Source organism: Pseudomonas sp. 14P_5.3_Bac1 (assembly GCF_025466135.1).
Taxonomy (GTDB): Bacteria; Pseudomonadota; Gammaproteobacteria; order Pseudomonadales; family Pseudomonadaceae; genus Aquipseudomonas.
Genome location: NZ_JANLOF010000087.1, coordinates 229,717 through 254,111, shown reverse-complemented (window position 1 = coordinate 254,111; position 24,395 = coordinate 229,717). Strand labels below are relative to the sequence as shown.

At 59.8% G+C, this 24,395-nt stretch carries 23 protein-coding genes and 2 pseudogenes; 15 read left to right on the top strand and 10 right to left on the bottom strand.

The features are described from left to right. Window positions 1–86: 86 nt before the first annotated feature. The 4 genes from NTD89_RS27165 to NTD89_RS27150 all read right to left on the bottom strand — a co-directional run bounded on the left by NTD89_RS27165 (window position 87) and on the right by NTD89_RS27150 (window position 2,907). Window positions 87–785: a fimbria/pilus chaperone family protein gene (locus NTD89_RS27165; RefSeq protein WP_370004730.1), complete on the bottom strand. Its 699-nt coding sequence runs from the start codon at window positions 783–785 to the stop codon at window positions 87–89. 28 nt (window positions 786–813) lie between these two features. Beyond that, complete coding sequence (locus NTD89_RS27160; RefSeq protein WP_262210612.1) at window positions 814–1,440, bottom strand: DUF1120 domain-containing protein; 627 nt, start codon at window positions 1,438–1,440, stop codon at window positions 814–816. Window positions 1,441–1,580: 140 nt separating this feature from the next. After that, window positions 1,581–2,204: a DUF1120 domain-containing protein gene (locus NTD89_RS27155; RefSeq protein ID WP_145161310.1), complete on the bottom strand. Its 624-nt coding sequence runs from the start codon at window positions 2,202–2,204 to the stop codon at window positions 1,581–1,583. Between the two features lie 73 nt (window positions 2,205–2,277). Beyond that, on the bottom strand, window positions 2,278–2,907 hold the full coding sequence (locus NTD89_RS27150) for a DUF1120 domain-containing protein (protein ID WP_145161312.1): 630 nt from the start codon (window positions 2,905–2,907) through the stop codon (window positions 2,278–2,280). 399 nt (window positions 2,908–3,306) lie between these two features. Between NTD89_RS27150 and NTD89_RS27145 the strand changes: the two genes are divergently transcribed. From NTD89_RS27145 to dacB, 7 genes are all read left to right on the top strand, one after another. After that, a complete protein-coding gene (locus NTD89_RS27145; RefSeq protein ID WP_262210610.1) occupies window positions 3,307–4,137 on the top strand; it encodes a response regulator in 831 nt (276 codons plus the stop codon). 205 nt (window positions 4,138–4,342) lie between these two features. Next, the gene (locus NTD89_RS27140) at window positions 4,343–4,978 is read left to right on the top strand and encodes a response regulator transcription factor (protein WP_145161315.1); all 636 of its coding nucleotides are present in this window, start codon (window positions 4,343–4,345) and stop codon (window positions 4,976–4,978) included. Between the two features lie 91 nt (window positions 4,979–5,069). Then, window positions 5,070–5,540, top strand: coding sequence for a nuclear transport factor 2 family protein (locus NTD89_RS27135; protein ID WP_262210608.1), 471 nt, complete (start codon window positions 5,070–5,072; stop codon window positions 5,538–5,540). 36 nt (window positions 5,541–5,576) lie between these two features. After that, complete coding sequence (locus NTD89_RS27130) at window positions 5,577–5,852, top strand: GIY-YIG nuclease family protein (RefSeq protein ID WP_025855645.1); 276 nt, start codon at window positions 5,577–5,579, stop codon at window positions 5,850–5,852. A gap of 76 nt (window positions 5,853–5,928) precedes the next feature. Further along, window positions 5,929–6,864 (top strand): glutathione S-transferase family protein, encoded by a 936-nt coding sequence (locus tag NTD89_RS27125; protein ID WP_262210606.1) that lies wholly within the window; start codon window positions 5,929–5,931, stop codon window positions 6,862–6,864. Window positions 6,865–6,973: 109 nt separating this feature from the next. Beyond that, window positions 6,974–9,394, top strand: a complete 2,421-nt coding sequence (locus tag NTD89_RS27120) for a TonB-dependent siderophore receptor (protein ID WP_262210605.1) — start codon at window positions 6,974–6,976, stop codon at window positions 9,392–9,394. Window positions 9,395–9,493: 99 nt separating this feature from the next. Then, on the top strand, window positions 9,494–10,945 hold the full coding sequence (gene dacB / locus NTD89_RS27115) for a D-alanyl-D-alanine carboxypeptidase/D-alanyl-D-alanine-endopeptidase (protein ID WP_262210604.1): 1,452 nt from the start codon (window positions 9,494–9,496) through the stop codon (window positions 10,943–10,945). A 1-nt stretch (window position 10,946) separates the two neighbouring features. Here the strand turns inward: dacB and NTD89_RS27110 are convergent, their stop codons facing one another. Continuing rightward, complete coding sequence (locus tag NTD89_RS27110) at window positions 10,947–11,726, bottom strand: IclR family transcriptional regulator (RefSeq protein ID WP_242194558.1); 780 nt, start codon at window positions 11,724–11,726, stop codon at window positions 10,947–10,949. 121 nt (window positions 11,727–11,847) lie between these two features. Here NTD89_RS27110 and hmgA point away from each other — a divergent pair, with 121 nt between their 5' ends. The 4 genes from hmgA to NTD89_RS27090 all read left to right on the top strand — a co-directional run bounded on the left by hmgA (window position 11,848) and on the right by NTD89_RS27090 (window position 16,585). Then, window positions 11,848–13,131 (top strand): homogentisate 1,2-dioxygenase, encoded by a 1,284-nt coding sequence (gene hmgA, locus NTD89_RS27105; RefSeq protein ID WP_262210601.1) that lies wholly within the window; start codon window positions 11,848–11,850, stop codon window positions 13,129–13,131. A gap of 3 nt (window positions 13,132–13,134) precedes the next feature. Continuing rightward, a complete protein-coding gene (fahA, locus tag NTD89_RS27100; RefSeq protein WP_262210599.1) occupies window positions 13,135–14,421 on the top strand; it encodes a fumarylacetoacetase in 1,287 nt (428 codons plus the stop codon). 12 nt (window positions 14,422–14,433) lie between these two features. Continuing rightward, window positions 14,434–15,078, top strand: coding sequence for a maleylacetoacetate isomerase (gene maiA / locus NTD89_RS27095; RefSeq protein WP_242194552.1), 645 nt, complete (start codon window positions 14,434–14,436; stop codon window positions 15,076–15,078). 136 nt (window positions 15,079–15,214) lie between these two features. Then, window positions 15,215–16,585: an MFS transporter gene (locus NTD89_RS27090; RefSeq protein ID WP_262210597.1), complete on the top strand. Its 1,371-nt coding sequence runs from the start codon at window positions 15,215–15,217 to the stop codon at window positions 16,583–16,585. A gap of 220 nt (window positions 16,586–16,805) precedes the next feature. Here the strand turns inward: NTD89_RS27090 and NTD89_RS27085 are convergent, their stop codons facing one another. After that, a complete protein-coding gene (locus NTD89_RS27085; protein ID WP_262210595.1) occupies window positions 16,806–17,609 on the bottom strand; it encodes a SirB1 family protein in 804 nt (267 codons plus the stop codon). A 187-nt stretch (window positions 17,610–17,796) separates the two neighbouring features. Between NTD89_RS27085 and NTD89_RS27080 the strand changes: the two genes are divergently transcribed. After that, window positions 17,797–18,816, top strand: coding sequence for a Glu/Leu/Phe/Val dehydrogenase family protein (locus tag NTD89_RS27080; RefSeq protein WP_145161336.1), 1,020 nt, complete (start codon window positions 17,797–17,799; stop codon window positions 18,814–18,816). A gap of 54 nt (window positions 18,817–18,870) precedes the next feature. Here NTD89_RS27080 and NTD89_RS27075 read toward each other — a convergent pair whose 3' ends face one another. Continuing rightward, window positions 18,871–19,131, bottom strand: coding sequence for a YebG family protein (locus NTD89_RS27075; RefSeq protein ID WP_016974596.1), 261 nt, complete (start codon window positions 19,129–19,131; stop codon window positions 18,871–18,873). A 302-nt stretch (window positions 19,132–19,433) separates the two neighbouring features. On the opposite strand from NTD89_RS27075, the pseudogene NTD89_RS27070 reads away from it, so the two are divergent. Together NTD89_RS27070 and NTD89_RS27065 are read left to right on the top strand one after the other, a co-directional pair. Continuing rightward, a pseudogene (locus tag NTD89_RS27070) lies at window positions 19,434–19,676 on the top strand (phosphate-starvation-inducible PsiE family protein); the annotation flags it as partial. A 144-nt stretch (window positions 19,677–19,820) separates the two neighbouring features. After that, window positions 19,821–20,273, top strand: a complete 453-nt coding sequence (locus NTD89_RS27065) for a phosphate-starvation-inducible protein PsiE (protein ID WP_262210593.1) — start codon at window positions 19,821–19,823, stop codon at window positions 20,271–20,273. A 187-nt stretch (window positions 20,274–20,460) separates the two neighbouring features. Here NTD89_RS27065 and NTD89_RS27060 read toward each other — a convergent pair whose 3' ends face one another. Beyond that, window positions 20,461–22,065 (bottom strand): AAA family ATPase, encoded by a 1,605-nt coding sequence (locus NTD89_RS27060; RefSeq protein ID WP_262210592.1) that lies wholly within the window; start codon window positions 22,063–22,065, stop codon window positions 20,461–20,463. A 121-nt stretch (window positions 22,066–22,186) separates the two neighbouring features. Between NTD89_RS27060 and NTD89_RS27055 the strand changes: the two are divergent. Further along, a pseudogene (locus NTD89_RS27055) lies at window positions 22,187–22,438 on the top strand (phosphate-starvation-inducible PsiE family protein); the annotation flags it as partial. On the opposite strand, the gene NTD89_RS27050 reads toward NTD89_RS27055, so the two are convergent. Further along, on the bottom strand, window positions 22,435–22,749 hold the full coding sequence (locus NTD89_RS27050) for a DUF3509 domain-containing protein (protein ID WP_242194545.1): 315 nt from the start codon (window positions 22,747–22,749) through the stop codon (window positions 22,435–22,437). The pseudogene NTD89_RS27055 and the gene NTD89_RS27050 sit on opposite strands and share 4 nt — an antisense overlap. A 300-nt stretch (window positions 22,750–23,049) precedes the next feature. Further along, a complete protein-coding gene (locus NTD89_RS27045) occupies window positions 23,050–24,336 on the bottom strand; it encodes a serine/threonine transporter (RefSeq protein ID WP_262210590.1) in 1,287 nt (428 codons plus the stop codon). Window positions 24,337–24,395 lie beyond the last annotated feature (59 nt).

Genomic DNA, 24,395 nt, shown 5'->3' with positions numbered 1-24,395 from the left:
CGGACGCGCCAGGCGGTCTTCCCGGTGACCTTCGCAGGGGGTCACTTCGTTTTATAGAGGCGTCGCCGCGGGTCGACGCGGTGGGATCAAGGCGTGATGGGCGCCTCGTAGGGCGCGACAGCAAAGCCATACACCGTGGCCGGTTGCAGGCGTACTGACGTCGCCCCCGTACCTTGGGCCGCGACCGTCAGGGTTTCTCCCGGCAGTACGTACGTGCGCGGCAGCAAGGTCGAGCCGTTGCCGGGCAACAGCCGCACCGCCTGCGCAAGGCGCACCACGTACGGTGTGGGGTTGCGCACGCTGAGTCGGTCGCCGTCCAGGTGCCAGGTCAGGCCCAGCCACGGCTCACGGTTGGGTGCCAGCCCCTTGGGATGCAGGATCACCGGCAGGTTCTGGCGCACCGTGACGCCCACTTGGGCGCGCGCGGCCTCGGCGCCGGCACGTTGCTGGGGCATGCCTTCGAACACCACCCGTTTGAGCCGTTGGGTTTTAAGCGGCTCGTCCGCTTGCAGGATGAACCGCACCAGCTGACGCTTGCCGGGCTCCACCCGCGACAGCGGCGGAGTGACGAACAGCAAGGTGGCCTGGTCTTCGGGGATGTCTTCGAGGGTCACGTGCAACAGGGCCAGTTTGCTGTCGGTATTGGTCACGGACACGGCCGCTTCGCCGTCCGCCTCGTGCACGATGACCACCGAGGTGTCCGGCACCATACCGTCGGCCAGCGCCGCGGCAGAGCACCATAAAGCGAGGCCGGCACAACCGGCGCGTATCCAGGAAACATGCATCGTCATCTGAGGACTCATTCACTAAGGGTTACAGGTACTTGAGGTCCAGGGTGATCGAACCTTGCAAAGGCACTTCTTGCTTCAGCGTCAGGCTATTGGCCGGGCTGATGGCGGTGTCCACCCGCAGGCTGGCGACCAGTTGCCTGATGGGGATGGGCACCAGCGTGTCGAGGTGGGCAAAACCCATGGTGTGCCTGGGATGTGCATTGGGCTCGGGGTGCCAGGTGCTCCCGCCGTCCGCGGAGCTGATCACCTGCAGGGCGCCGCCGTCGCCCACCGGCCCGCGCAATGACAAACCCACCGACCCCAGGCGTTCGCTCGGCGCATGAACGTTCATGCCCAAGCCGTACAGAACGTCGGGTTTCACAGAGGAGTCCGGCTGATTGTCGATACCCACCAGTGCAAACAGCGTCGGCCCTTCACAGTTGATGCTCAGGCCCATTTGCCGGCTGGGCAGTGAGGTGAATTCACTCGGTCTCAAGGTGCGCGCCGGGATCTTGCCGTAATCGATCAGGCCGCTGTCGGACAGCGACACGGTGCAGGCCTGGGGTGTGATCCGGCCGGTAACGCTCAGGTCCACGGTTGAGGCGGCGAAGGCCGGCGTCAGGTGCAAGGCGAACAGCGTGAGCGCCCGGGTGATGGTCGATGGGTTCATTGCGTCGTTATCACAGTGGGGGGTGGGTGCCGCCAGTTACAGGTGCAGCACTTCAACGGTGGCATCGCCATCGATGGCCACTTCGTGGGTAACGTCATCCTGCTGGTGGGGGCAATCACGCCGCCCACGCAAGGTCGGGCTTACCAGTACTTCACTTGCAGCGTGGCATGACCATCGATGGGCATTTCATCCACCAGGTTCAGGTCGGTGCCTTTTACCAGGGTGGTGAAGGCGCTGAGTCGGGCGGTCAACACCTTCACGGCGATCGGGGCGTTGAGGTTGTCGGCGGCGGCGAAAGCGGTCAGCCCGGCATGGCCCAGGTACGTCGAAGGACGCCAGTCGGCACCGCCGTTGCTGGATAAGAGGGTGCGCACCGGCACGTTGTCGGCGACCGCATCCAGTACGCTGAACGCCACACTGCCCAGCATCTGGTCGTCATTGACCCTGCCCAGGCCATGGCTCGCCGGGTGGATGGCCGATGTGCCGGAGCGGTTGTCGACGGTGGTCAGGGTGAACAGGGTTTCTGCCTCGCAGGTGACCTCCAATTGCAGGTTGACGGTCTCCAGGCGGGTAGGCAGTTGGGGATCGAGGTCCTTCACCGTCAACCTGCCATGATCGACGACGCCACCACTGGACAGGTTGGGCAAGCAGGCGCTGGGCGTGATCAGGCCGGTGATCCTAAGGTCAGTGGCGCTGGAGGCAAATGCCTGGGGAATGACGGCCATCAGCGCCGTGAACACTGGGGCGAGGGTGCGATGGTTCATGTAAAACCTCCAAGTAGGGCGATGCGCGCGAGGCTGATCCGATGCGTCATGGCATCGGGTCAGCGAGCCTTGTTTACAGGTACTTCACTTCGATCGTGGCGGAGCCGTCGAGGGGCACTTCATTGCTTAGGTTCAGGTCTTGCGCAGGCACGATCTGGGTCATGACGGCCAAGTCAGTGATCAGGTCCTGAATAGGCACGGGGACATACAGGCCACCGGAAACACCGCCGAAACCGGCCAGGTTGCCGCTGTACCAATATTCACCATCAATCGCGCTCCAGGTTTGCCCGCCGTTGTTGGACTCCAGGGGTATGACGCCGACGTTGTCCGCAACCGGGTTCACCAGCTCAAGGTGGTAGGTGCCGATTTTCTGCGTGTTATCGATCAAGCCCAGCCCATAGCCCGTCGCAACGACGGCTGAGGACGCTCGGTTGTCGTTGCCGTTCAAGCCAAACAAGGTCTGTGCATCGCAGTTCACACGCATCTGCAAGGTCACGGCTGGCAGATCAGTGGGAGTACCTTGATTGAGGTCCTTGGCGGAAATCTTGCCGTGATCGACGATGCCGTTGGCGGACAAGGTTGGCGTGCAGGCACTCGGGGTGATCAGGCCTTTGACGATCAACTCCACCGAGCTTGCGGCAACAGCCGGGCCTTGATGAGCGGCCACTAAAAAGAGGGCGAGTGCTGCTAGGGACTTATTCATGTCGTGAGGTTCCGGTGCAAGGATTGCTGACTGTGCCTCAGGGCAAACAGCCATGTGTGTTGCGACCGTGGGGAGGACAGGCCGCGCCCCTTGTTGGGGTGCGGCGAATTTATAGAGGGGGGCGAGGCGGGGAAATACAACAAATACGAGAGTAGGCGGATAGCGCAAAGGCGCATTCGCTTATGTCAGAACCGGCTGTTGTTTACGTAGGAATTGTGAAGTTTCGTAGTTTTTGTATCGTCCAGGCGCAGTCATTCGAATACGTTTTGCGCCGCTGAGCCGTCATAAAAAAATCAAAAAGATCGTTCAGAATGCCGCGCCCGATCGGCCAGAGCGCGGCCGTTTCCTGCACGCATGGCGTGCCATCATCGTCCGTCGATACGGTAAGTTGAGGTAGTCATGTCATCAGGCATTCCCCCAGGCAGCAGGGGTGGGGATGACTCGCGGGCGTTGATCACCGTGCCTGCCTGTTGGCAACGGCTCAAGGTGTTGGTTGTTGACGACCATCCAGCCTACTGCCTGCTGATGAGCGGAACCCTTGACCGCCTCGGCCTGGGCCACCAAGCGTGCAGGGACGGGCGAGCTGCGCTGGCCGCCCTGGACGTGCAGCACTTTGATCTGATTCTGACCGACTGCCAGATGCCGCTCATGGACGGCTATGCCATGACGCGCGAAATCCGCCGCCGCGAACGTGAGGCGCTGTCGACGCGACTGCCCATCATCGGCCTGACCTCAAACCTGGGCCCTGACGAAGTCCGCCTGTGCCTGGAAGCCGGCATGGACGCGTGGCTGATCAAACCGCTGACTTTTTTGCAGCTGCACCACGTCTTGGTCTATTGGCTGGACCAAGCCCACGTAGGCGCATTCGAGCAGGGCACAAAGGCACAGGCATTGGTCGGGCAAAAAGGCTGGCCAACCCGTACGACGCTGGTGCAAATGTTTGGCCGCAGCGAAGTGGTGGACAGCATGCTTGGCAGCCTGATCCATGAAGCTCGCCAAGACCTGCGCGCGCTGTCGGGCGCGGTGATGCGCCTTGATGGCGCCGAAACCGTTCAACACCTGCACCGGTTGATTGGCAGCGTGGCCTTTCTGGGCGTCACCTCGCTGGAAAAACGCGGCCTGCAACTGATGACGCGGGTAAGTGGCGACGGCGTGGCCACGCATGCCCGGGACTTGATCCGGTTGCGCCAGGACCTGGTGCGTTACCTGGCGTACTTGTCAGCGCTTTGAAGACGCAGGCTTTCATCGGGGGTGAAGGAAGATTTCGCCCTGAGCTGTAGCTTCTTTCTGACGGCCTGCTCTGTTTGTTTTGTAGGTATAACTCTCGACAGCCACGAATGCTGCACGGGCTGCCCTGGCTGGTTTTCTTGGCGGTTGTTGCCGGCCACATCCGGCGCTATTTTGCGTAGGTCAAGTTGCCATCATGGTGGGTCTCATGCTTCGCGTAATAATTGCTGACGATCATCCGATTGTGCGTATCGGCCAAAAAGTCGTGATCGAGGCCAGTGGAAAATGCAAGGTGGTCGGCGAGGCCGACGGCCCCGATCAACTGCTGGCGGTGCTCGACAGCACGCCTTGTGACCTGCTGGTGACCGACTTTGCCATGCCGGGCAATCAGCAGGCTGATGGGTACGGCCTGTTGAGCCTGATGCAACGCCAATACCCGCGATTGCCAGTGATTCTGGTGACCATGTTCGCCAACATCGCCACGCTGCGCGCTTCCTTCGCACAAGGCGCGCGGGCCATCGTGGCCAAGAGTGCCTCAGCCAGGGAGTTGCCGCAGGCCATCAAGGCTGTGAGCGAAGGCCATACCTTTGTCAGCGAAAGCCTGCGGGTGCAGTTGGTGGAAGCTGGCACCGGCGACCAGCAAGCCGTGCCGCAGTTGTCCGGCAAAGAGCGTGAAGTGGTGCGCATGCTCGCCAGCGGTATGACCGTCAGCCAGATTGCCGCCCGGGTCAATCGCAGCATCTCGACCATCAGCAAGCAAAAAAGCACGGCCATGAGCCGGTTGTGCATCTCCACCGACGTGGATTTGTTCGCCTATGCTCGCAGCAGTGGCATGGTGCCGTAAGCGTAGTCATTTGCGCGGCGAATGTCGGTAGCCTTACCGGCGCTGGCGGCTTATCGTGCGCCTACCTTTTCGATGCCTGCGGAGCCTGCCCATGAGTGATGCCCACAACGCCCTGATCACCGAGTTCTACAGTGCCTTCCAGCGCCTGGATGCCGAAGCCATGGCCGCCTGCTACACCGACGATGTGGTGTTCAGCGACCCCGCGTTCGGCGAGCTGCGTGGCCGTGACGCAGGTGACATGTGGCGCATGCTCACCACCCGCGCCAAGGATTTTTCCCTGACCTTCGACCACGTGCGCAGCGATGAGATCACCGGCAGCGCGCATTGGGTGGCGACGTACCTGTTCAGCGCCACCGGCAACACGGTGGTCAACGATATCGGCGCGCGGTTTGTGTTTCGCGATGGCAAGATCTGCGAGCACCACGATCACTTTGACCTGTGGCGCTGGTCGCGCCAGGCCCTGGGCCTCAAGGGGTTGTTGCTGGGTTGGTCGCCTGCGCTGAAAAACGCTGTGCGCGCCCAGGCGCTTAAAGGCCTGAGGGCATTTCAGGCCGGTCGTTGATAAGATTGGCGCTCCTCTGGTTTGCCGAAACGACCTGTGACTGATCTTCCTGAACCCAAACCCTGGTTTGTCTACCTGGTGCGCGCGGCCAATGGCTCGCTGTATTGCGGCATCAGCAATGACCCGGTGCGCCGCTTTGCTTCTCACCAAAGCGGCAAGGGCGCGCGGTTCTTTTTGTCCAGCCCCGCGGTGGCATTGGTGTACACCGAGCAATGCGCGAGCAAGGGCGAGGCGCTGCGCCAGGAGCGGCTGATCAAAAAGCTCAAAAAGAGCGCCAAGGAGTGCCTGGCGGCGAGCGGTTCATTGATTTGACTGATGGGTTCCCATCGCCCGCATGTGGGGCGTTGCAGGCTAAGCTAGCGGCTCACTTACTTGAGCGGAGCCTGGCATGTCTGAGTTGATCCTGCACCACTACCCGCAATCCCCCTTTGCTGAAAAAGCCCGCCTGATGCTGGGCTTCAAGGGCTTGTCCTGGCGCTCGGTGTTTATCTCGCCGGTGATGCCCAAGCCTGACCTCACGGCCCTCACCGGCGGTTACCGCAAGACGCCGGTGCTGCAAGTCGGCGCCGATATCTACTGCGACACCGCCTTGATCGCCCACCGCCTGGAGCAGGAAAAGTCCGCGCCGGCGCTGTTTCCCCAAGGCCTGGAGCTGGTCACGCAAAGCTTCGCCGCGTGGGCCGATTCGTTGGTGTTCTCGCATGCCGTGGCGCTGGTGTTCCAGCCCGAATCCCTGGCCGTCAAGTTCGCCAAAGTGCCGCCGCAGATGCTTGACGTGCTGGTGGCGGACCGCGCCAAACTGTTCAGCGGCGGCACTGCCACCCGCGTGCAATTGGATCGGGCCAAGCACCAATGGCCGACGATCATCAGCCGCATCGATCAGCAATTGCAGCACCAGGCAGGTGACTTCCTGTTCGGCGAGCCGTCGATTGCCGACTTTGCCCTGGCGCATCCGTTGTGGTTCCTCAAAGGCTCGTCGGTGACGGCGCCTTTAGTGGATGCCTATCCCGCCGTCGCCACCTGGCTGGACCGTGTGTTGAGCTTCGGCCATGGCACTGCCAGCGAGATGAGCGCCGAACAGGCCTTGGAAGTGGCGCGTAACGCGACGCCTGCGGCCTTGCCGGATGAACTGTTCGAGGACTTGAACGGCTTCAAGCCGGGCCAGCAGGTGAGCATTTGCGCCACTGACTACGGCACCGATCTGGTGGCCGGCGAGTTGCTGTTCGCCGGGCGTGAGGAGTTGATCCTGCGGCGTACCGATGAACGCGGCGGCACCGTGCATGTGCATTTCCCACGGTTGGGGTTCCGCATTCAGGCGCAGTAAATAAAATTATTTTCAAAACAACGTGAGGTAAATCCACCGCCCATCCGTGTAGTGCTTGAAACTGCGATCTATTCGCATTAACAGCGTTTTCTACACGGGTTCTCACAGCATGAAATCGACGGCGGGCGGTTGGGTAAAACAGTGGCTGGGAGCCTCGGTACTGGCGGTGTCGGGGCTGGCGTTGCTGCCCCTGGCCGTGGCGCAGGCGCAGGAGCAGCAAAGCGCCCAGTTCAATTTTGCGCTGGCAGCCAAGCCGCTGCCCCAGGCCCTGAGTGATTTCAGCCGCGTCACCGGGATCAGCGTGATCTATACTGATGAAGCGCCCTACGGTCTCAGTGCTCCTGCCGTCAGCGGGCAAATGAGCGCGACCCAGGCCCTGCAACGCCTGCTCGGCCACTCAGGCTTTACCTTCCGCCAGATCGACGCCCACACCTTGGCCCTTGAACCTGTGCCCACCGACGGCGCGGTCAACCTCGGCGCCACCACCATCAGCGGCGCCGGCCAGGCCCAGGACAGCACCAGTTACCAGCCGCCGCCCACCAGCTCGGTGATGCGCTCCCATGGCCTGTTGCTGGAAACCCCGCAAACCGTCAACGTGGTGCCCGCCCAAGTGCTGCGCGACCAGACCCCGCGTAACCTGGATGACGCCCTCGCCAATATCAGCGGCATCACCCAGGCCAACACCTTGGCCAGTACCCAGGACGCGGTGATGCTGCGCGGGTTTGGCGATAACCGTAATGGCTCGATCATGCAAGACGGCATGCCCGTGGTGCAGGGGCGAGCGTTGAACTCCACTGCCGAGCGCGTTGAAGTGCTCAAGGGCCCGTCGTCATTGTTGTACGGTATTCAGGACCCGGGTGGCGTGGTCAATATCGTCAGCAAAAAGCCGGAACTGACCCAATCCACCTCCCTGACCGCACGTGGCTCGACCTTCGGCGATGGCAAGAACGGCAGTGGCGGTAACCTCGATACCACTGGCCCGATTGGCGACAGCGGCCTGGCGTACCGGCTGATCGTCGACCATGAAGACGAAGATTACTGGCGCAATTTCGGCACCCACCGCGAGACGCTGGTGGCGCCGTCCCTGGCCTGGTACGGCGACACCACCAAAGTGGTCTTCGCTTACGAGCACCGCGAATTCCTCTCGCCGTTCGACCGTGGCACCGCCATCGACCCCAAGACCAATCACCCGCTGAACATCCCCGCGACCCGGCGCCTGGATGAGCCGTTCAACAACATGGAAGGCCGCTCCGACCTGTATCGCCTGGAAGTCGACCACGACTTGAACGACGACTGGAAGGCGCACTTGGGCTACAGCTGGAACCGCGAGACCTATGATGCCAGCCAGGTGCGCACGGTTTCGGTCAATTCCAACGGCACCCTGACCCGCAGCATGGACGGCACGCGGGGTGCGCTGACCACCGATCGTTTTGCCACGATGAGTCTGGAAGGCAGCGTCAACGTCGGCGGCATGCAGCATGACCTGGTGTTCGGCCTGGACGATGAGTACCGCAAGATCTACCGCGCCGACTTGATCCGCCAGGCGCAACGCAGCGCCTTCAGCTACCTCGATCCGGTCTACGGCAGGGACGTGCAAGGCACCACCGTCAGTGCCAAGGACAGCGCCCAGACGGACCTGCTGCGCAGCGACTCACTGTTTTTCCAGGACGCCATTCACCTGACCGATCAGTGGATCCTGGTGGGCGGTGTGCGCTATCAGATGTATGACCAGTACGCCGGCAAGGGTGTGCCGTTCACGGCCAACACCAACGGCAATGGCCAGGCTTGGGTGCCGCGCGCCGGCCTGGTGTACCGCTACACGGATGAGTTGTCGTTCTACGGCAGCTACACCGAGTCGTTCAAACCCAACTCCACCATCGCCGCCCTGGCCGATGGCAGCACCTTGACCGGCGACCTCACGCCTGAGGAATCCAAGTCGTGGGAACTGGGGGCCAAGCTCGACATCCCGGGGCGTATTACCGCCAGCGCGGCGTTGTTCAATATCGATAAACGCAACGTGCTGGTCTCGGTGGGATCCGGGGCAAACACCGTCTACAGCATTGCCGGCCAGGTGCGCTCCCGTGGCCTGGAGCTGGACGCCACCGGCCAGTTGACCGACCAATGGAGCGTGATCGGCAGCTACGCCTACACCGATGCGCTCGACACCAAGGACAAAGACCCGACGCTTGAGGGCAACCGCCTGCAAAACGTGGCCAAGCACACGGGCTCGCTGTCGGCGGTCTACGATTTCGGCACTATTTTTGGTGGTGATCAATTGCGGTTGGGCGCAGGCGCCCGTTATGTCGGCGAGCGCGCAGGCGATGCCGCCAACGATTTCAACCTGCCGGGCTACACCGTCGCCGACGCGTTTGCCACCTATGACACCAAGATCGAAGGCCAGAAGGTCAAGTTCCAGCTCAATGTGAAGAACCTGTTCGACCGCACGTACTACACCTCGGCCGCGAGCCGGGTGTTTGTGTCGCTAGGCGATGCGCGGCAGGTGTCGGTGTCCAGTACGCTTCAGTTTTAATGCGTCAGACGGGCTGCTGTTGTGGCAAGCCCGCTCGCCACAACGGCATTGAGCTGGTAGCGTTGCCGCCACTGAAGACTTCGCGGGAAAACGCTACTGATGCACTTGGGCAGATGGATACACACCAGCGCGATGCTGGTCGGCTTGAGCTTTTTACTGGGCGGCTGCGCGAGTGTTTCGCAGACTTCCAACTCCCTTGATCAACTGCTGGCCGACCCGACGCTGCACGGCGCCACGGTTTCGCTGACGGTGCGTGACGCGCGCAGTGGCGCCACGCTTTATCAGCACAACCCGCGCACGCGCCTGGTCCCCGCGTCCAATCTCAAGCTGCTGACCACGGCGGCGGCGATGGACGTGCTGGGGCCGCAATACCGGTTCTCCACGCAACTGCTGAGCAATGGCATACGCCAGGGCGATCGCCTGACTGGCAACTTGTACCTGCGTGGCCTCGGCGACCCGACGATTCAGTTCGCCGACTACCAGGCCCTGGCAGCGCAACTGGCCAGCCAGGGTGTTCGCCAAGTGCAGGGCGACATCGTGTTCGACGACACCTGGTTTGACGCCGAGCGGCTCGGTGTCGACTGGTCCCACGATGATGAAACCACCTACTATGGCGCGCAGATTTCGGCGCTGACCGTGTCACCCAATGCGGATTTTGATGCGGGCAGCGTGCTGGTCACAGCCAAGGCGCCAGCGCGTGTCGGCCAGCCAGTGAGCGTCGAGATCTTCCCGCCCACCGATTACCTGCAATTGAGCAACCGCGCGGTCAGTGGGCCGGGCAACACCTACGGGATCAACCGCCGCCATGGCACCAACCTGTTGCAGCTCAGCGGTGCGGTGGCGCCGGGCAGGCAGAGCCCGCAGCTGGTGAGCGTGTGGGAACCGACGCAGCTGGTGGCCAATCTGTTTGAACAGGCCCTCAAACAGCAGGGCATCACGGTACTCGGGCGTCGAATGGTGGGGGCTGCAACCCCTGCCGGCGTGACCGTGCTGGCCGAGCATCAATCGGCGCCGTTGCAGGAATTGATCACGCCGCTGCTCAAACTCTCGAACAACAACATGTCTGAAGCCTTGCTCAAGGCCATGGGCCGTCAGACCGCCAACAGCGGCACGGCGGCGGCGGGTGTGGTGGCAGTCGCCGGTTTCCTCAAGCGTCAGGGCCTGGATACCGCGGCGCTGCACCAAGTCGACGGCTCCGGGCTGTCGCGGCAGAACCTGGTGTCGTCGCAAACCCTCACCGACCTGCTGCTGGCCGCGCGCAAACAGCCGTGGTTCAACGCCTGGTACAACGCGCTGCCGATTGCCGGCAACACTGACCGCATGACCGGCGGCAGCCTGAGCTATCGCTTGCGCGGCACGCCGGCTGAAAACAACCTGCATGCCAAAACCGGCTCCATGGGCGGCGTCTCGTCATTAAGCGGCTACATCACCGACGCCCATGGGCGCACGTTGGTGTTCTCGATGCTGAGCAATAACTACGTGGTGGCCGGCGCGCAGGTCAAGGCGCTGGAGAACCGCGTGGCCGTGGCCCTGTCACGCTGGGACGATTGATTCAGGGTTGATAGCCCATCCGCCAACTCACGGCCCGGGTCGCCGCCAGCAAGCGCTGCGCCGCCGGGCCATCTTCATCGGCGTGGAACAGTGAGGTCGGGCCGACCACGGTCATCACGGCCGCCACCTGGCCGACCGCGTTGAATACCGGCGCCGACAATGCGTCGACGCCGGGCATCAGCAAGCCGTGCACAAAGTGCAGGCCACGGCTGCGGATCTGCTCGCAGGCGGTGGCGTAAGCCTGATCGTCCGCCAAGGCATGGGCGACACCGGCCTGAATCTCGCGCTCGCGCAATTCCACGGTTTCCCGCGACGGCAGATAAGCGCTGAACACCAGCCCGGTGGACGAGCTGAGCAGCGGCAACACCGAACCCAGCTGCGTCACCACCGTGATCGCGCGCACTGCCGGCTCGATGTGCACCACGGTCGCGCCCTGGTTGCCCCACACCGCCAGAAAGCAGGTTTCATTCAACTCATCGCGCAGTTCCGCCAGGGGCAGGGCGCCGACTTTCAGCACATCCATGCTGCCCAGCGCGGCCAGCCCCACGCGCAGCGCCTCGCGACCCAGGCCGTAGTGGTTGGTGGCGGTGTTCTGTTCAGCAAAGCCCGAGGCGATCAACGCCTGTAAATAGCGGTGGACCTTGCTCGCCGGCATCTGCACATGCTCGGCCAGGCGCGACAGCGACGTGGCCGGCGACAGTTCGGCGAGGGCCTTGAGAATATCGGTGCCCACTTCGGCCGAGCGGACTTTCTGTTTACCGGTGTCGCGGGGCTTTTCCATGGAGGAGCGAGAATCCGAGAGGGGGAATGGGCGTCTTTATAGCTTGACGGTCGACAGTGATCAAATTACGTTATGCGTAACTGGATTACGATAAAAACAACTTCCGCTCAGAGGATGATCCATGAACCTCGAATACCAATCGGGCTTTGGCAATCAATTCGCCAGCGAAGCCCTGCCTGGCGCGCTGCCCGTTGGCCAGAACTCCCCGCAAAAAGCCCCGTACGGCCTGTACACCGAACTGTTCTCCGGCACGGCCTTTACCATGGCGCGCAGCGAAGCCCGTCGCACCTGGCTGTACCGCATTCAGCCGTCGGCCAATCACCCGGCGTTCGTCAAGCTTGAGCGGCAACTGGCCGGTGGGCCGTTGGGCGCAGTGACTCCCAACCGCTTGCGCTGGAACCCTCTGGATATTCCGAGTGAGCCCACCGATTTCATTGACGGCCTGGTGGGCATGGTTGCCAACGCCGGGTCGCAACAGCCGTCTGGCATCAGCATCTACACGTACCGCGCCAATCGGTCGATGGAGCGCGTGTTCTTCAACGCCGACGGTGAACTGTTGATCGTCCCCGAGCAGGGCCGCCTGCGCATCGCCACCGAATTGGGTGTGCTGGACGTGGAGCCGCTGGAAATTGTCGTACTGCCGCGTGGCCTGAAATTTCGCGTCGAATTGCTGGATGCCCAAGCACGCGGCTACATCGCAGAAAACCACGGCGCGCCGCTGCGCCTGCCGGACCTTGGCCCGATCGGCAGCAACGGCCTGGCCAACCCGCGTGACTTCCTCGCGCCGGTTGCCCACTACGAAGACCTCAAAAAGCCGACAACGCTGGTGCAGAAATTTCTCGGCGAACTGTGGGCCTGCGAACTCGATCACTCACCGCTCAACGTGGTCGCCTGGCACGGCAATAACGTGCCGTACAAATACGACCTGCGCCGGTTCAACACTATCGGCACGGTGAGTTTCGATCACCCTGACCCGTCGATTTTCACCGTATTGACCTCGCCCACCAGCGTGCACGGCCTGGCCAACCTCGACTTCGTCATCTTCCCGCCGCGCTGGATGGTGGCCGAGAACACCTTCCGGCCGCCGTGGTTCCACCGCAACCTGATGAACGAATACATGGGCCTGATCCAGGGCGCCTACGACGCCAAGGCCGAAGGCTTCCTGCCCGGCGGCGCCTCGCTGCACAGCTGCATGAGCGCCCACGGCCCGGACGGTGAAACCTGCACCAAGGCGATCAATGTCGAGCTGGCGCCGCACAAGATTGATAACACCATGGCCTTCATGTTCGAGACCAGCCAAGTGCTGCGCCCCACACAGTTCGCCCTGGAATGCTCGCAACTGCAACCCGCTTACGACGCGTGCTGGGCCTCACTGCCTGCCACCTTCAACCCGAACCGGAGATAACCCATGACTCAACCAACGCTAGCCCGCAGCTGGGTGGCCTCCGCTAACGGTCACCAGGACTTTCCCCTGCAGAACCTGCCGCTGGGCGTGTTCAGTACCAACGGCTCGGCACCGCGCAGTGGCGTGGCGATTGGCGACTGCATTCTCGACCTGCACGCGGCCCTGGATGAGTTTGACGGCGAAGCCCGCCGCGCGGTGGAGGCGACTGTCGGCGGCCAGTTGAATGCGTTTTTCGAGCTTGGCCGTGGCCCGCGTTTGGCCTTGCGCGAACGCCTGCTGGAACTGCTTGCCGAAGGCAGCAAACTGCAAACCCGTGAGGCGCAAGTGCTGCACTTGGCCGCTGATTGCCAGATGCACTTGCCGGCAAAAATCAATGACTACACCGACTTCTACGTCGGCATCGAACACGCGCAGAACGTCGGCAAGCTGTTCCGTCCCGACAACCCTCTGCTGCCCAACTACAAATACGTGCCGATCGGTTATCACGGTCGTGCCTCGACCATTCGCCCGTCCGGCACCGAGGTGCGCCGCCCTAAAGGCCAGACGCTGCCGGCCGGCCAGACCGAGCCAACGTTTGGCCCTTGCGCGCGCCTGGATTACGAACTGGAACTGGGCATCTGGATCGGCCAGGGCAATGCCATGGGCGACGCGATCGCGATTGGCGATGCGGCCGAGCATATCGCCGGTTTCTGCCTGCTCAATGACTGGTCGGCGCGCGACATCCAGGCCTGGGAATACCAGCCACTGGGGCCGTTCCTGTCGAAAAGTTTCATCACCAGCATTTCGCCCTGGGTGGTGACGGCCGAAGCATTGGAGCCGTTCCGCAAAGCCCAGCCGGCACGCCCCGAGGGCGATCCGCAACCGCTGCCGTACCTGCTGGATAAGCGTGACCAGGCCGCAGGCGGTTTCGACATTGAGTTGGAAGTGCTGCTGACCACCGCCGCGATGCGCGAGCAAAACCTGCCGGCCCATCGCCTGACCCTGAGCAACACCCAGCACATGTACTGGACCGTGGCGCAGATGGTTGCGCACCACAGCGTTAACGGCTGCCAATTGCAGGCTGGTGATCTGTTTGGTTCGGGCACCTTGTCTGGCCCGCAGCCGGGGCAGTTCGGCAGCCTGCTGGAGATTACCGAAGGCGGTAAAAAGCCGATTGAACTGGCCTCGGGCGAGGTCCGTAAGTTTCTCGAAGACGGCGACGAAATCATCCTGCGCGCGCGTTGCAGCCGCGAAGGGTTTGCCTCCATCGGGTTCGGCGAATGCCGTGGCACCGTCGTCGCGGCGCGTTAAGAGGGCAGGGCGATGGAACTCTACACTTACTACCGCTCCACTTCGTCATACCGCGTGCGTATCGCCCTGGCGCTCAAGGGGCTGGACGTCACCGCAGTGCCGGTCAACTTGCTGGTGCCGCCGGGCGGTGCCAATCGCCAGCCGGACTACCTGGCGATCAACCCGCAGGGCCGCGTGCCGGCGTTGCGTACGGACGAAGGTGATCTGTTGATTCAGTCACCGGCAATCATCGAGTACCTGGAGGAACGTTATCCACAGGCACCGCTGCTTTCCAAAGACCTGGCCACGCGCGCCCATGAGCGCGCAGTGGCGTCCATCATCGGCTGCGATATTCACCCGCTGCACAACTCCAGTACCCAGAACCTGTTGCGCAAGTGGGGGCACGACGAGGCGCAATTGCTGGAGTGGATCGGGCATTGGATCAGCCAGGGCCTGGGCGCGGTGGAGCAGCTGATTGGCGATAAAGGCTTTTGCTTTGGCGAACAGCCGGGGATGGCGGATGCGTTTCTGATTCCGCAGTTGTATGCGGCGGAGCGTTTCAAAGTGCCGCTGGCGGCGTACCCGCGCATTGCGCGCGTGGCGGCGTTGGCGGCGCAGCATCCGGCATTTGTGCAGGCGCACCCGGCTAACCAACCCGACACCCCGGACACACCCTAAATCAATGTGGGAGCGGGCTTGCCCGCGATAGCGCAGTGTCAGCCAGTGATGGCGCACATGACAGGCCGTCATCGCAGGCAAGCCAGCGCCCACGGTTGATCAGCGTCACCCTTATAAAAATAATAGGTACCTTGCGATGCACAATCAGATTGCCAGCTTTCGTGCGGCACTCGACGCCCGTCCGGTGTCGCGCTATCAGTGGTTGATCCTCGTGTTGCTGGCGTTGCTGCTGGTCACCGATGGCTACGATGCCCAGGTGCTGGGCTATGTGGTGCCGGCATTGGCCAAGGATTGGGGCCTGGAAAAAGCCGCGTTCGGCCCGGTGTTCAGCGCCAACCTGCTGGGCCTGACGCTCGGCTCGCTGTTGGTGACGCCATTGGCGGACCGCTTCGGCGTGCGCCGCATCCTACTCGGCTGTGTGCTGATCTACGCTACTCTCACGGTGCTGATGGTGTTTGCCAATTCCCTGACCACGTTGATGGCCGCGCGGTTTATCTGCGGCATCGGCATGGGCGGCGCGATGCCGAGTGCCATGGCGCTGATGTCGGACTATTCGCCCCCGCGTATGCGCACCTTGATGGTGACGCTGGCCGCGTGTGGCTTTTCGTTTGGCGGCGCAGCCGGTGGTTTTGTCGCCGCCGGGTTTATCGAAGGCTACGGCTGGCAGGCGGTGTTCCTGGCGGGCGGCGTGACGCCGTTGCTGCTGTTTCCTTTCCTGGTGTGGCTGTTGCCGGAATCCCTGCCGCGTCTGTTACGCGATGCACCGCCGTATGCGCGCTTGCGTACAGTTACCGCGCGCATGCTGCCGGGGTGGCAACCGCCGCTGGCGAGTGAAGCGCAGAACCTTCAGGAGCAGGGCAGCAAACTGACGGTGGTGGAGCTGTTTCGCAACGGCTACGCGCGCCCGACCGTGCTGATCTGGGCAACCTTTTTCGTCAGCCTGATCCTGCTGTATTTCATGATCAGTTGGCTGCCGTCGTTGTTGCTGGAAAGCGGCCTGCAATTGAAGCAAGCCAATCTGGTGACCTCGATGTTCCTGTTTGCCGGCACCTTGGGCGCCATCGGCATGGCCTGGTTTGCCGATCGCTTGAAGAGCAAAGTGCGGCTGTTGTCCGGCGTGTTGGCCGCCGCTGCGGTGTGCACCATCCTGCTCGGCCTGAATCACGATAACCCGCGTTATCTGGTGGCCTGTGTGTTTGCGGCCGGGTTCTGCATTATCGGTGGGCAACTGACCCTCAATGCTTTCGCCAGTAATTTCTACCCGGCACACGTGCGCGCCACGGGCACCGGCTGGGCATTGGGCGTGGGGCGATTTGGGTCAATCCTGGGGCCGCTGTTTGGCAGCATGCTGTTGGCCATGCATATTCCGGTGCAGCAGATTTTCTTCTTCTGCGCGATTCCGGCGGTGATTGCGGCGTTGTTGATCATTCAGGTGCGTTCGCCTGGATCAGCTGCGGCGAAGGGGCCACTCCACAGCGATATTCTCAAAGCACCGGCCAAGCACTGATCTTGTTGGCTTGGCAGACTTTGTAGCGAGCTGGCGTGTTGTTGCGAGCGGGCTTGGCGTGGCGAGCGGGCTTGCCCCGCGTTGGGCTGCGAAGCGGCCCCAAAAACCTGCCACCGCGGTTTGTCTGGAGAGATGCGGTGACTGTATTGGGGCTGCTGCGCAGCCCAACGCGGGGCAAGCCCGCTCGCCACGACAAGCCATACGAACCGGAGTAACCCGTTCAATGCACCACTGAATTGGGCGGCAAGTGCCCCAGCCGCTCGGTCAGGCGCAGGCGCTGGATCGGGTCTTCGCTGAGCAACAACGCGTGCTCCAGGTCGAAGCGTTCGGCGCTGGGGCAATCCAGGCGCTGGTACAGGCTGGCCCGGGCCAGGTAATCGGCGGCACTAGCATTGCCCAATTCCAGCACGCGCTCGGCGTCGATTAAGGCGGCCAGCGGGTTGTCGTTGGAGAGGTGCAGTTGGCGCAGGTTGCGTGACAAACGTTGCAGGATCGAGCGCGGCTCGGCGGTGAGCAAGTGGTCGGCCTGTAACTTGAGGTTCGGGCCGTACTGGCGGTGCAGCAACTCACGGCAATCATTGGGGTACAGACGTCGCCCGCCGCATGGGTCCAGCAGGTGATCGGCACCGGGCACGCGCAGCAGGAAATGCCCCGGGAAATTCACACCGACCATCGGAATGTCCAGGCGCCGGGCCATCTCCAGCGCGATCAAGCCCATCGCCAACGGCTGCCCGCGTTTACGCTGCAGCACCTTATCGAGAAGGGCCGCGGCGGGGCGCAATGGGGTGAAGTCATCCTGAGCGAAGCCCAGGTCATTCATGCGCCGCAGCAGCGGCTGGCCGAGTTCATCCGCCGGCAACAGGGGCATGCCCACGCTGACCTGTTGTTGCAGCAGGGTCAGCGCTTGCAGGATCAGCAGCGGCTGTACGGCCGGGTCGTGTTCGGCAGCAATCCACAGCGCGGCTTCAAACAGCGCTGGGGGTGAACGGTCCAGGCAGGCGAAAAAGGCTGTGCGGGGATTCATTGCGTTCTCCGGCGGATGCCCCCGTTTTAGCCTTGCTGCGAATTTTCGTCCAGTGACTTAAGAAATATCCGGCCTGCTTATGTCGCGGGATCTGTGAATTGAGTCGGCTTATTCCAGCGCACTTCGGCAGTTTCCTACCGTCAGCCTATACTTGGGCCTCTACCAGAAGTGATTCGGGAGCTTGACGATGTTTGCTCTCATGCACAGCACCCGCCTTGAATCGCTGCACCTGAGCGTCGATCCGGTGACCGGGCTGAAGGCGATCATAGCCATTCACAACAGCCGCCTGGGCCCTGCCTTGGGTGGTTGTCGCTACCTGTCTTACCCCGACGATGAAAGTGCCGTGGCCGATGCCGCGCGCCTGGCCCAAGGCATGAGCTACAAGGCCGCCCTGGCCGGTTTGCCGGTGGGCGGCGGCACGGCAGTCATCATCCGCCCCGTACACGTGGAAAGCCGCGCAGCGTTGTTTGAAGCGTTTGGCCGTTGCATCGAAAAGCTCGACGGCCGCTTCATCACCTCCATCGACAGCGGCACTTCGGTGGCGGACATGGATTGCATCGCCCAGCACACCCGCTTCGTCACCAGCACCACTGCCGCGGGCGACCCGGCGCCGCATGCGGCCATGGGCGTGTTCACCGGCATCCGCGCCGCCGCCATGGCCCGGCTGGGCAGTGACAACCTGGAAGGTTTGCGCGTGGCCGTCCAGGGCTTGGGCAATGTCGGTTACGCCCTGGCCGAGCAACTGCACGCGGCCGGCGCCGAATTGCTGGTCAGCGATATCGATAACGGCAAGGTGCAACTGGCGATGGAGCAGCTCGGCGCGCACCCCATCGCCAATGACGCCCTGCTCAGCACGCCGTGCGACATTCTCGCGCCTTGCGGCGTCGGCGCCGTGTTCAATCGACACAGCGTCGGCCAGCTTCGCTGCGCCGCCGTGGCGGGTTCGGCCAGCGCGCAGCTGACCACCTTGGACATCGCCGACCAGTTGGAAGGGCGCGGCATCCTTTACGCGCCGGACTACGTGATCAATTCCGGCGGCCTGATCTACGTCGCCCTCAAACATAGCGGCGCCGAGTTGCCGGGCATCACCGCGCACCTGGCGAACATCGGCACGCGCCTGACGGAAATCTTCGCCCACGCCCAAGCCGAGAAACGCTCGCCTGCCCGGGTGGCAGATGAGCTGGCCGAACGCTTGCTGTACCCATAATCGGGCATTAAAAAGGCCCTGAATCAATGACTCAGGGCCTGTTCAATTCGGGCTTTATTCTGCCGTTGGGTTCAGCAACTCGGACAATGCGTCCGGTTGGCTCTTGAACGCCTTGGCAAATACATCGCGGTTCTTCGCCATGTAGATCCCGGCTTCTTCCACCTGCTGCTCGCTCAGGGACGGCACGGCTTTTTGCAACACTTCTGCCAGCAACTCAGCGAGTTCAAGCATTTTGTCATGACGGTCAGCTTCGGCTTTATCCATGAACAAACGCTCCAGATCTCGGCTGCTGCGGTATACCACTTCGACGGCCATTCACCACCTCACATGCCTTCACGATAGTTGTCTTTTGCGACTACTGTATTTATATACAGCGAAAAGGGTAAGCCAAACCACGGGGTTTGGGTAGCAGTTTTTTAATGTAGCCGGGAAATAGGCATAGAGCACTGCCGCGAGGCGCTCGTGTTTGAGGTTATCACCTTACCTGTGACGACCTTGTGCCTCATATCACGCGGCCACCATCTCAACTTCTAGTGTCTGGCCTTTTTTCTGCATGCAGAACAACCGTCACGTCCAACCCGCATTATCCGGTCGAGCCGACCTAAGGAAGCATCATCGTGAAAATCAACTGGGCCGAAAAACTGCGCCAGAACGTCCATGGGCTGGCTGAGTCGCTGGGTAATTTGTTTGTCGAGACATTCCACTACCTGGCGCTGTTCGCCATTGGTGCGGTGACCGCCTGGGCGGCGGTGATGGAATTTCTGCGGATGCTGGAAACCGGGCACATCAAGATCGATGACATTTTGCTGCTGTTCATCTACCTGGAATTGGGTGCGATGGTCGGGATTTATTTTAAGACGAAGGTATACGTTACTAACATTTCTCGTAGTGGTCGCCAGATTCTTACAAGCCCTGATAACGTTGGGGCTTGGTGTGCATGACCTGCCGCTGATTCGCCGTGTGGTTGGCTTGATTCGCTCAATTTCTGAACAGTGGTGGTTACGATGACGCAAGAAGTGAAATGGGCTGAAAGCCTGCGCAAAAAGCTGCATGGCGGTGCTGATTCGATTGGCAATTTATTCGTAGAAACCTTCCACTACCTAGCGCTTTTCGCAATTGGATTAATTACAGTTTGGGCTGGAGTGTCTACATTTATAGGTATGCTTCAACAGCCGAAAATAACAATTGATGATATTTTACTGTTGTTTATCTATCTTGAGCTTTTGGCTATGGCGGGTATATATTTTAAAACAAATCATATGCCCTTACGTTTTCTTTTATATATTGGTGTTACGGCACTGATTCGATTATTGATAAGTGATGTTTCTCATCATAATGCACCCGATACCGGGATTCTTTATGTGTGCGGTGGTGTGTTGCTGCTGGCAATTTCGATTTTGGTGGTTAGGTATTCATCTTCGAAGTATCCCTCTGTAAAAGAAAAACAGATTGAATGAGTTGTTTTGAATGGTATGCGAGATTCGCCGTTTTGAATATTGGAGCCGGTTGATATTTGGCAAATAAAAGCCACTTGCACGATTTGCTTCGTCAAACTCTCATCTGTCAAAGATAAATTTGACTCCTAAAGCTAGAGTTGTCCGGGGGTAGTTAATGCGCAACCAGTTAAGTAGTTGCGCATCATTTTTATAGCGCGCCGAAAATGGAATGTTCTAGCTCTAAGAACGAGGTTGAGTTTGTTGGGAAAACTTTTGCTACTTCAAGTTTGAATTTTTCAGGGTTGATGCTGGTGTTGATACCGCAAATGGCTTTAATTCGATTCCAGAGGTCCTTAACGCTTTGGTCTTGTATGTTGGATACAAGCTTGTCATACGAGTCTTCATCAAATAGGAGGCTGTTTTTTTCGCAATAGTGTGTTAGCACGTCTTTGCTGAAAATATAATTCTCGATCTCCCAGCGATTTAGCATTCGGTGGTGGTCACCGTTGGTGCTTAAATATATTTCCCTTTGCTCGGCTGATACGCCTCTTCCAGAGCCGGAATCTCTATCTTTAAGTAATAATATTTCCAGGTCTGGAAGTGCTTTCGACAGAATTGCAATAGCTATATCACTTCGTTGATCTAATTCAGTGTTGCCGCCGCTCGAAATGAACAATGTATCCGGATATTTTTCGTTAAAAATACTGTTGTAAGCTTGGGCATCCATTCCGCGTTCTATGCCGCCGGATCCTGGGCTGTCTCGACCCTCGCAATAAATGATACGTTTGGGGCTTAAAAGGTGGGTAAGATCATCTAGCGCTACTCCAAAAATTTTCCGCCACATCGCCGAAGTTTTAGGTGCCGGGGTGAGAGTTTTTGGTTGAGATGCGAGATTGTCGTTTTCATCAAAATAGATTATTTGACACTCACTTTTGATCTCTTCCTGAAGGGCTCGCATAAAACCTATGCTATGAGTCGTGATCCAGATTTGACAGTTTTTTCCCACCAGACGGTTTATCTCAATGAGAAGATTTCTCTGTATTGCTGTATTTATGTGAAGCTCTGGTTCATCAAGTAGAAAGATAGTATCGTTGTAGTCGTCTTGCCTCAAATACAAATCTAGAAGAATATCAATTACTTCTTTTTCGCCAGACGAAAGCACGTCAAACGGAAAAGGCTTTGTGGAATCCTTTTTTATAAAAAACAGCGTTCCTTGAGAGCTTTCGACGTTTCCAATATTGTCAATTTCAAGGCTAAGACAGTTTCGAATTGATTTGTTTAATTCTTCTATTATTTGCTCTTTTGCTTCGCTGGGTCGGCAGTTTTTTTCGTTCAGATATTTATTGTATCTGATATTCAATCTGCGATAGTTTTCTTCCATCTTATCATCGAGATCTGATGCAGAAGTGGCGCCGTAGTTGTTAAGGCGTATCTCAGAAACTGCTCTTGTCTCAGTTATATTTAGACTGCTGTTGTACCTGTACGGACTTCTAAATGAAAAAATAGTATTTTCTGCGCCGGGTCGCTTTCCGCGGATGGTAGGGTAGTCACCGTCAGTGAAGTCAATTGCAATGCTTTGATAGTTGAAGGAGGGATCGGAATTCATAGAGTGATATAAATGGTTTTTGGCGGATTTGTTACCAAGTTGGCCGTATGCATTGTTTAGGAAAAGCATGCCATCGAGAACGCTACTTTTACCACTACCGTTAGCCCCTACTAGAGCAATAATTCGGGAGGGCGACTCTCCAAGGTCTATAGTTAAGTCATAGAAGCGTTTGTAACCGTTAAACAGACGTAGTTTTTTTATTCGCATTTTTTATCTGAATCCATTCCATTATTTACGAGTTCGTAAGATGGAAAATAACACGAATGAAGATGGTGGCGATATGCCTATAGACGCTCGCTAAAGCACTTGCTGTGCGGTGGTAGCGGTCAAGACAAACCACATGCCGGTGCGTTTTCTGATCTACGTGGCAATCACCGCGCTGACGCGCCTGCTGATCTCCAACGTCTCCCACCACAACCCGCCGGACATCGGCATCATCTACCTGTGCGGCGGGATTCTGCTGCTGGCGTTCTCGATCCTGGTGGTGCGCTACGCCTCTTCGGCATTTCCTTCGGTGAAGGTTGAAGGCCCGCGTCGCAAAGGCGAGGCGAGCCTGGAAACCGAGAAGGGCGAGCTTTAAAGCCCGACGCTGAAGGGCAGGGCGCGAGCGGGCGGTTGCTGCAGCACCTTATGGTCGCCGTCCGTCATCACCGTCAGAATCTCCATGGCGCTGTGGCCCTGCTCGATGGCGATGCCGAACTGAATGCTTTGCACCAGCCGTTTGAGCCGTTGCGGGTCGTTGCGCTGTTCGGCGCTGATCATGCGTTTGGCGACCACGCCATCCTCGTTCGAGAGGGTGAGCATGATGCTGCCATCCAGCCGTTGGATGCTCAGGTTGACGCGGTATTTGGGCGTAAAGGTGTCGGTGATGATCTGAAAAGGATTGTCCATGGTGCGTTACCGCCTGATAAGAACATGCAGTCATTGACGACCGGCGTCTGGATTAGTTCGCGTTGCCTGACTACCGGCCACTCCGTCGCTGAGGTTTTCACAAGGTCCGTTTTCCTCAAGAGCTGTACAGCAAGGGGCGTGCCGTACAGCGATCTTCGCGCCAGTGAAGTCTGAATGTGCGAGCGGGCTTGCTCGCGAAAGCGGTGTATCAGCCAATAGATACTCGGCTGAAAGACTGCATTCGCGGGCAAGCCCGCTCCCACATTTGTTTTGTGCTGTGCTTGAGGTCAGTGGGCTATTTCAGGGCAATACCGAGAAAACGATCGCAGACAGCGCAATCAGACCGATCACCACCACAAACACATTCGACAGCTGGCCCGAATACTGGCGCAGAGACTGCACGCGTCGGATCGCGTACATCGGCATCAGGAACAGCAGGCACGCGATGATTGGCCCGCCCAGGGTTTCGATCATGCCCAAAATGCTTGGGTTGAACGTGGCCACGGCCCAGCAGGTGAGCACCATGAACAGCGCGGTGCAGCGTTCCAGCCCTTTGGACGACATCGCGCGGTTACGCCCACGCAGGGATTTGACGATCAAGCCCTGGAAACCTTCGCTGGCACCGATGTAATGGCCCAGGAAAGATTTGGTAATAGCCACCAACGCGATCAACGGCGCGGCGTAGGCGATTACCGGGGTCTGGAAGTGGTTGGCCAGGTACGACAGGATCGAAATGTTCTGCGCCTTGGCAGCCGCCAGGTCAGCCGGCGACAGGGCCAACACGCAACTGAAGCAGAAGAACATTACGGTCAGCACCATCATGCCGTGCGCAGTGGCGAGTATGCCGCTGCTCTTGCGCTCGGCCTGGGCGCCGTACACGCGCTTTTGGTCGACGGCGAACGCGGAGATGATCGGCGAGTGGTTGAAGGAAAACACCATCACCGGGATTGCCAGCCACAGCGTTTTGAAGAAAACCGGCAGCGGCATGCCTTCGCTGGCGGAGGCGAAGAACGCGCCGTTCCAGTTGGGGATCAGGCTCACGGCCAGCAACAGCAGGGCAGCGACGAAGGGGTACACCAGCACGCTCATGGCCTTGACGATCACGCCTTGGCCGCAGCGCACAATGGCCATCAGGCCGAGGATCAGCACCAGCGAGAGGATCGCCCGAGGCGGCGGGGCCATGTGCAGTTGGTGTTCCATGAAGCTGCTCAGCGTGTTGGTCAGCGCCACGCTGTACACCAGCAAAATCGGGAAGATGGCGAAGAAGTACAGCAAGGTGATCAGCTTGCCGGCTCCGACGCCGAAGTGTTCTTCGACTACGTCAGTGATGTCGCCGGATTTGCCTGACAGCACAAAGCGCGTCAGCCCACGGTGAGCGAAGAAGGTCATCGGAAAAGCCAGCAGCGCCAGCACGATCAGCGGCCAGAAGCCGCCGACGCCTGCATTTATCGGCAGAAACAAGGTGCCCGCGCCGATGGCCGTGCCGTAGAGGCCGAGCATCCAGGTGGTGTCGTGTTTGGTCCAGCCGGTGGTCACGGTTTTTTCTGAAACAGGGTTTTCAGCAGCAGGTGTACGTACATCGGTCATCGATATTGCCTCGTTATTATTTTTGCGCGGGCTCACGTTCAGGACGGGTTGCAGTGCTC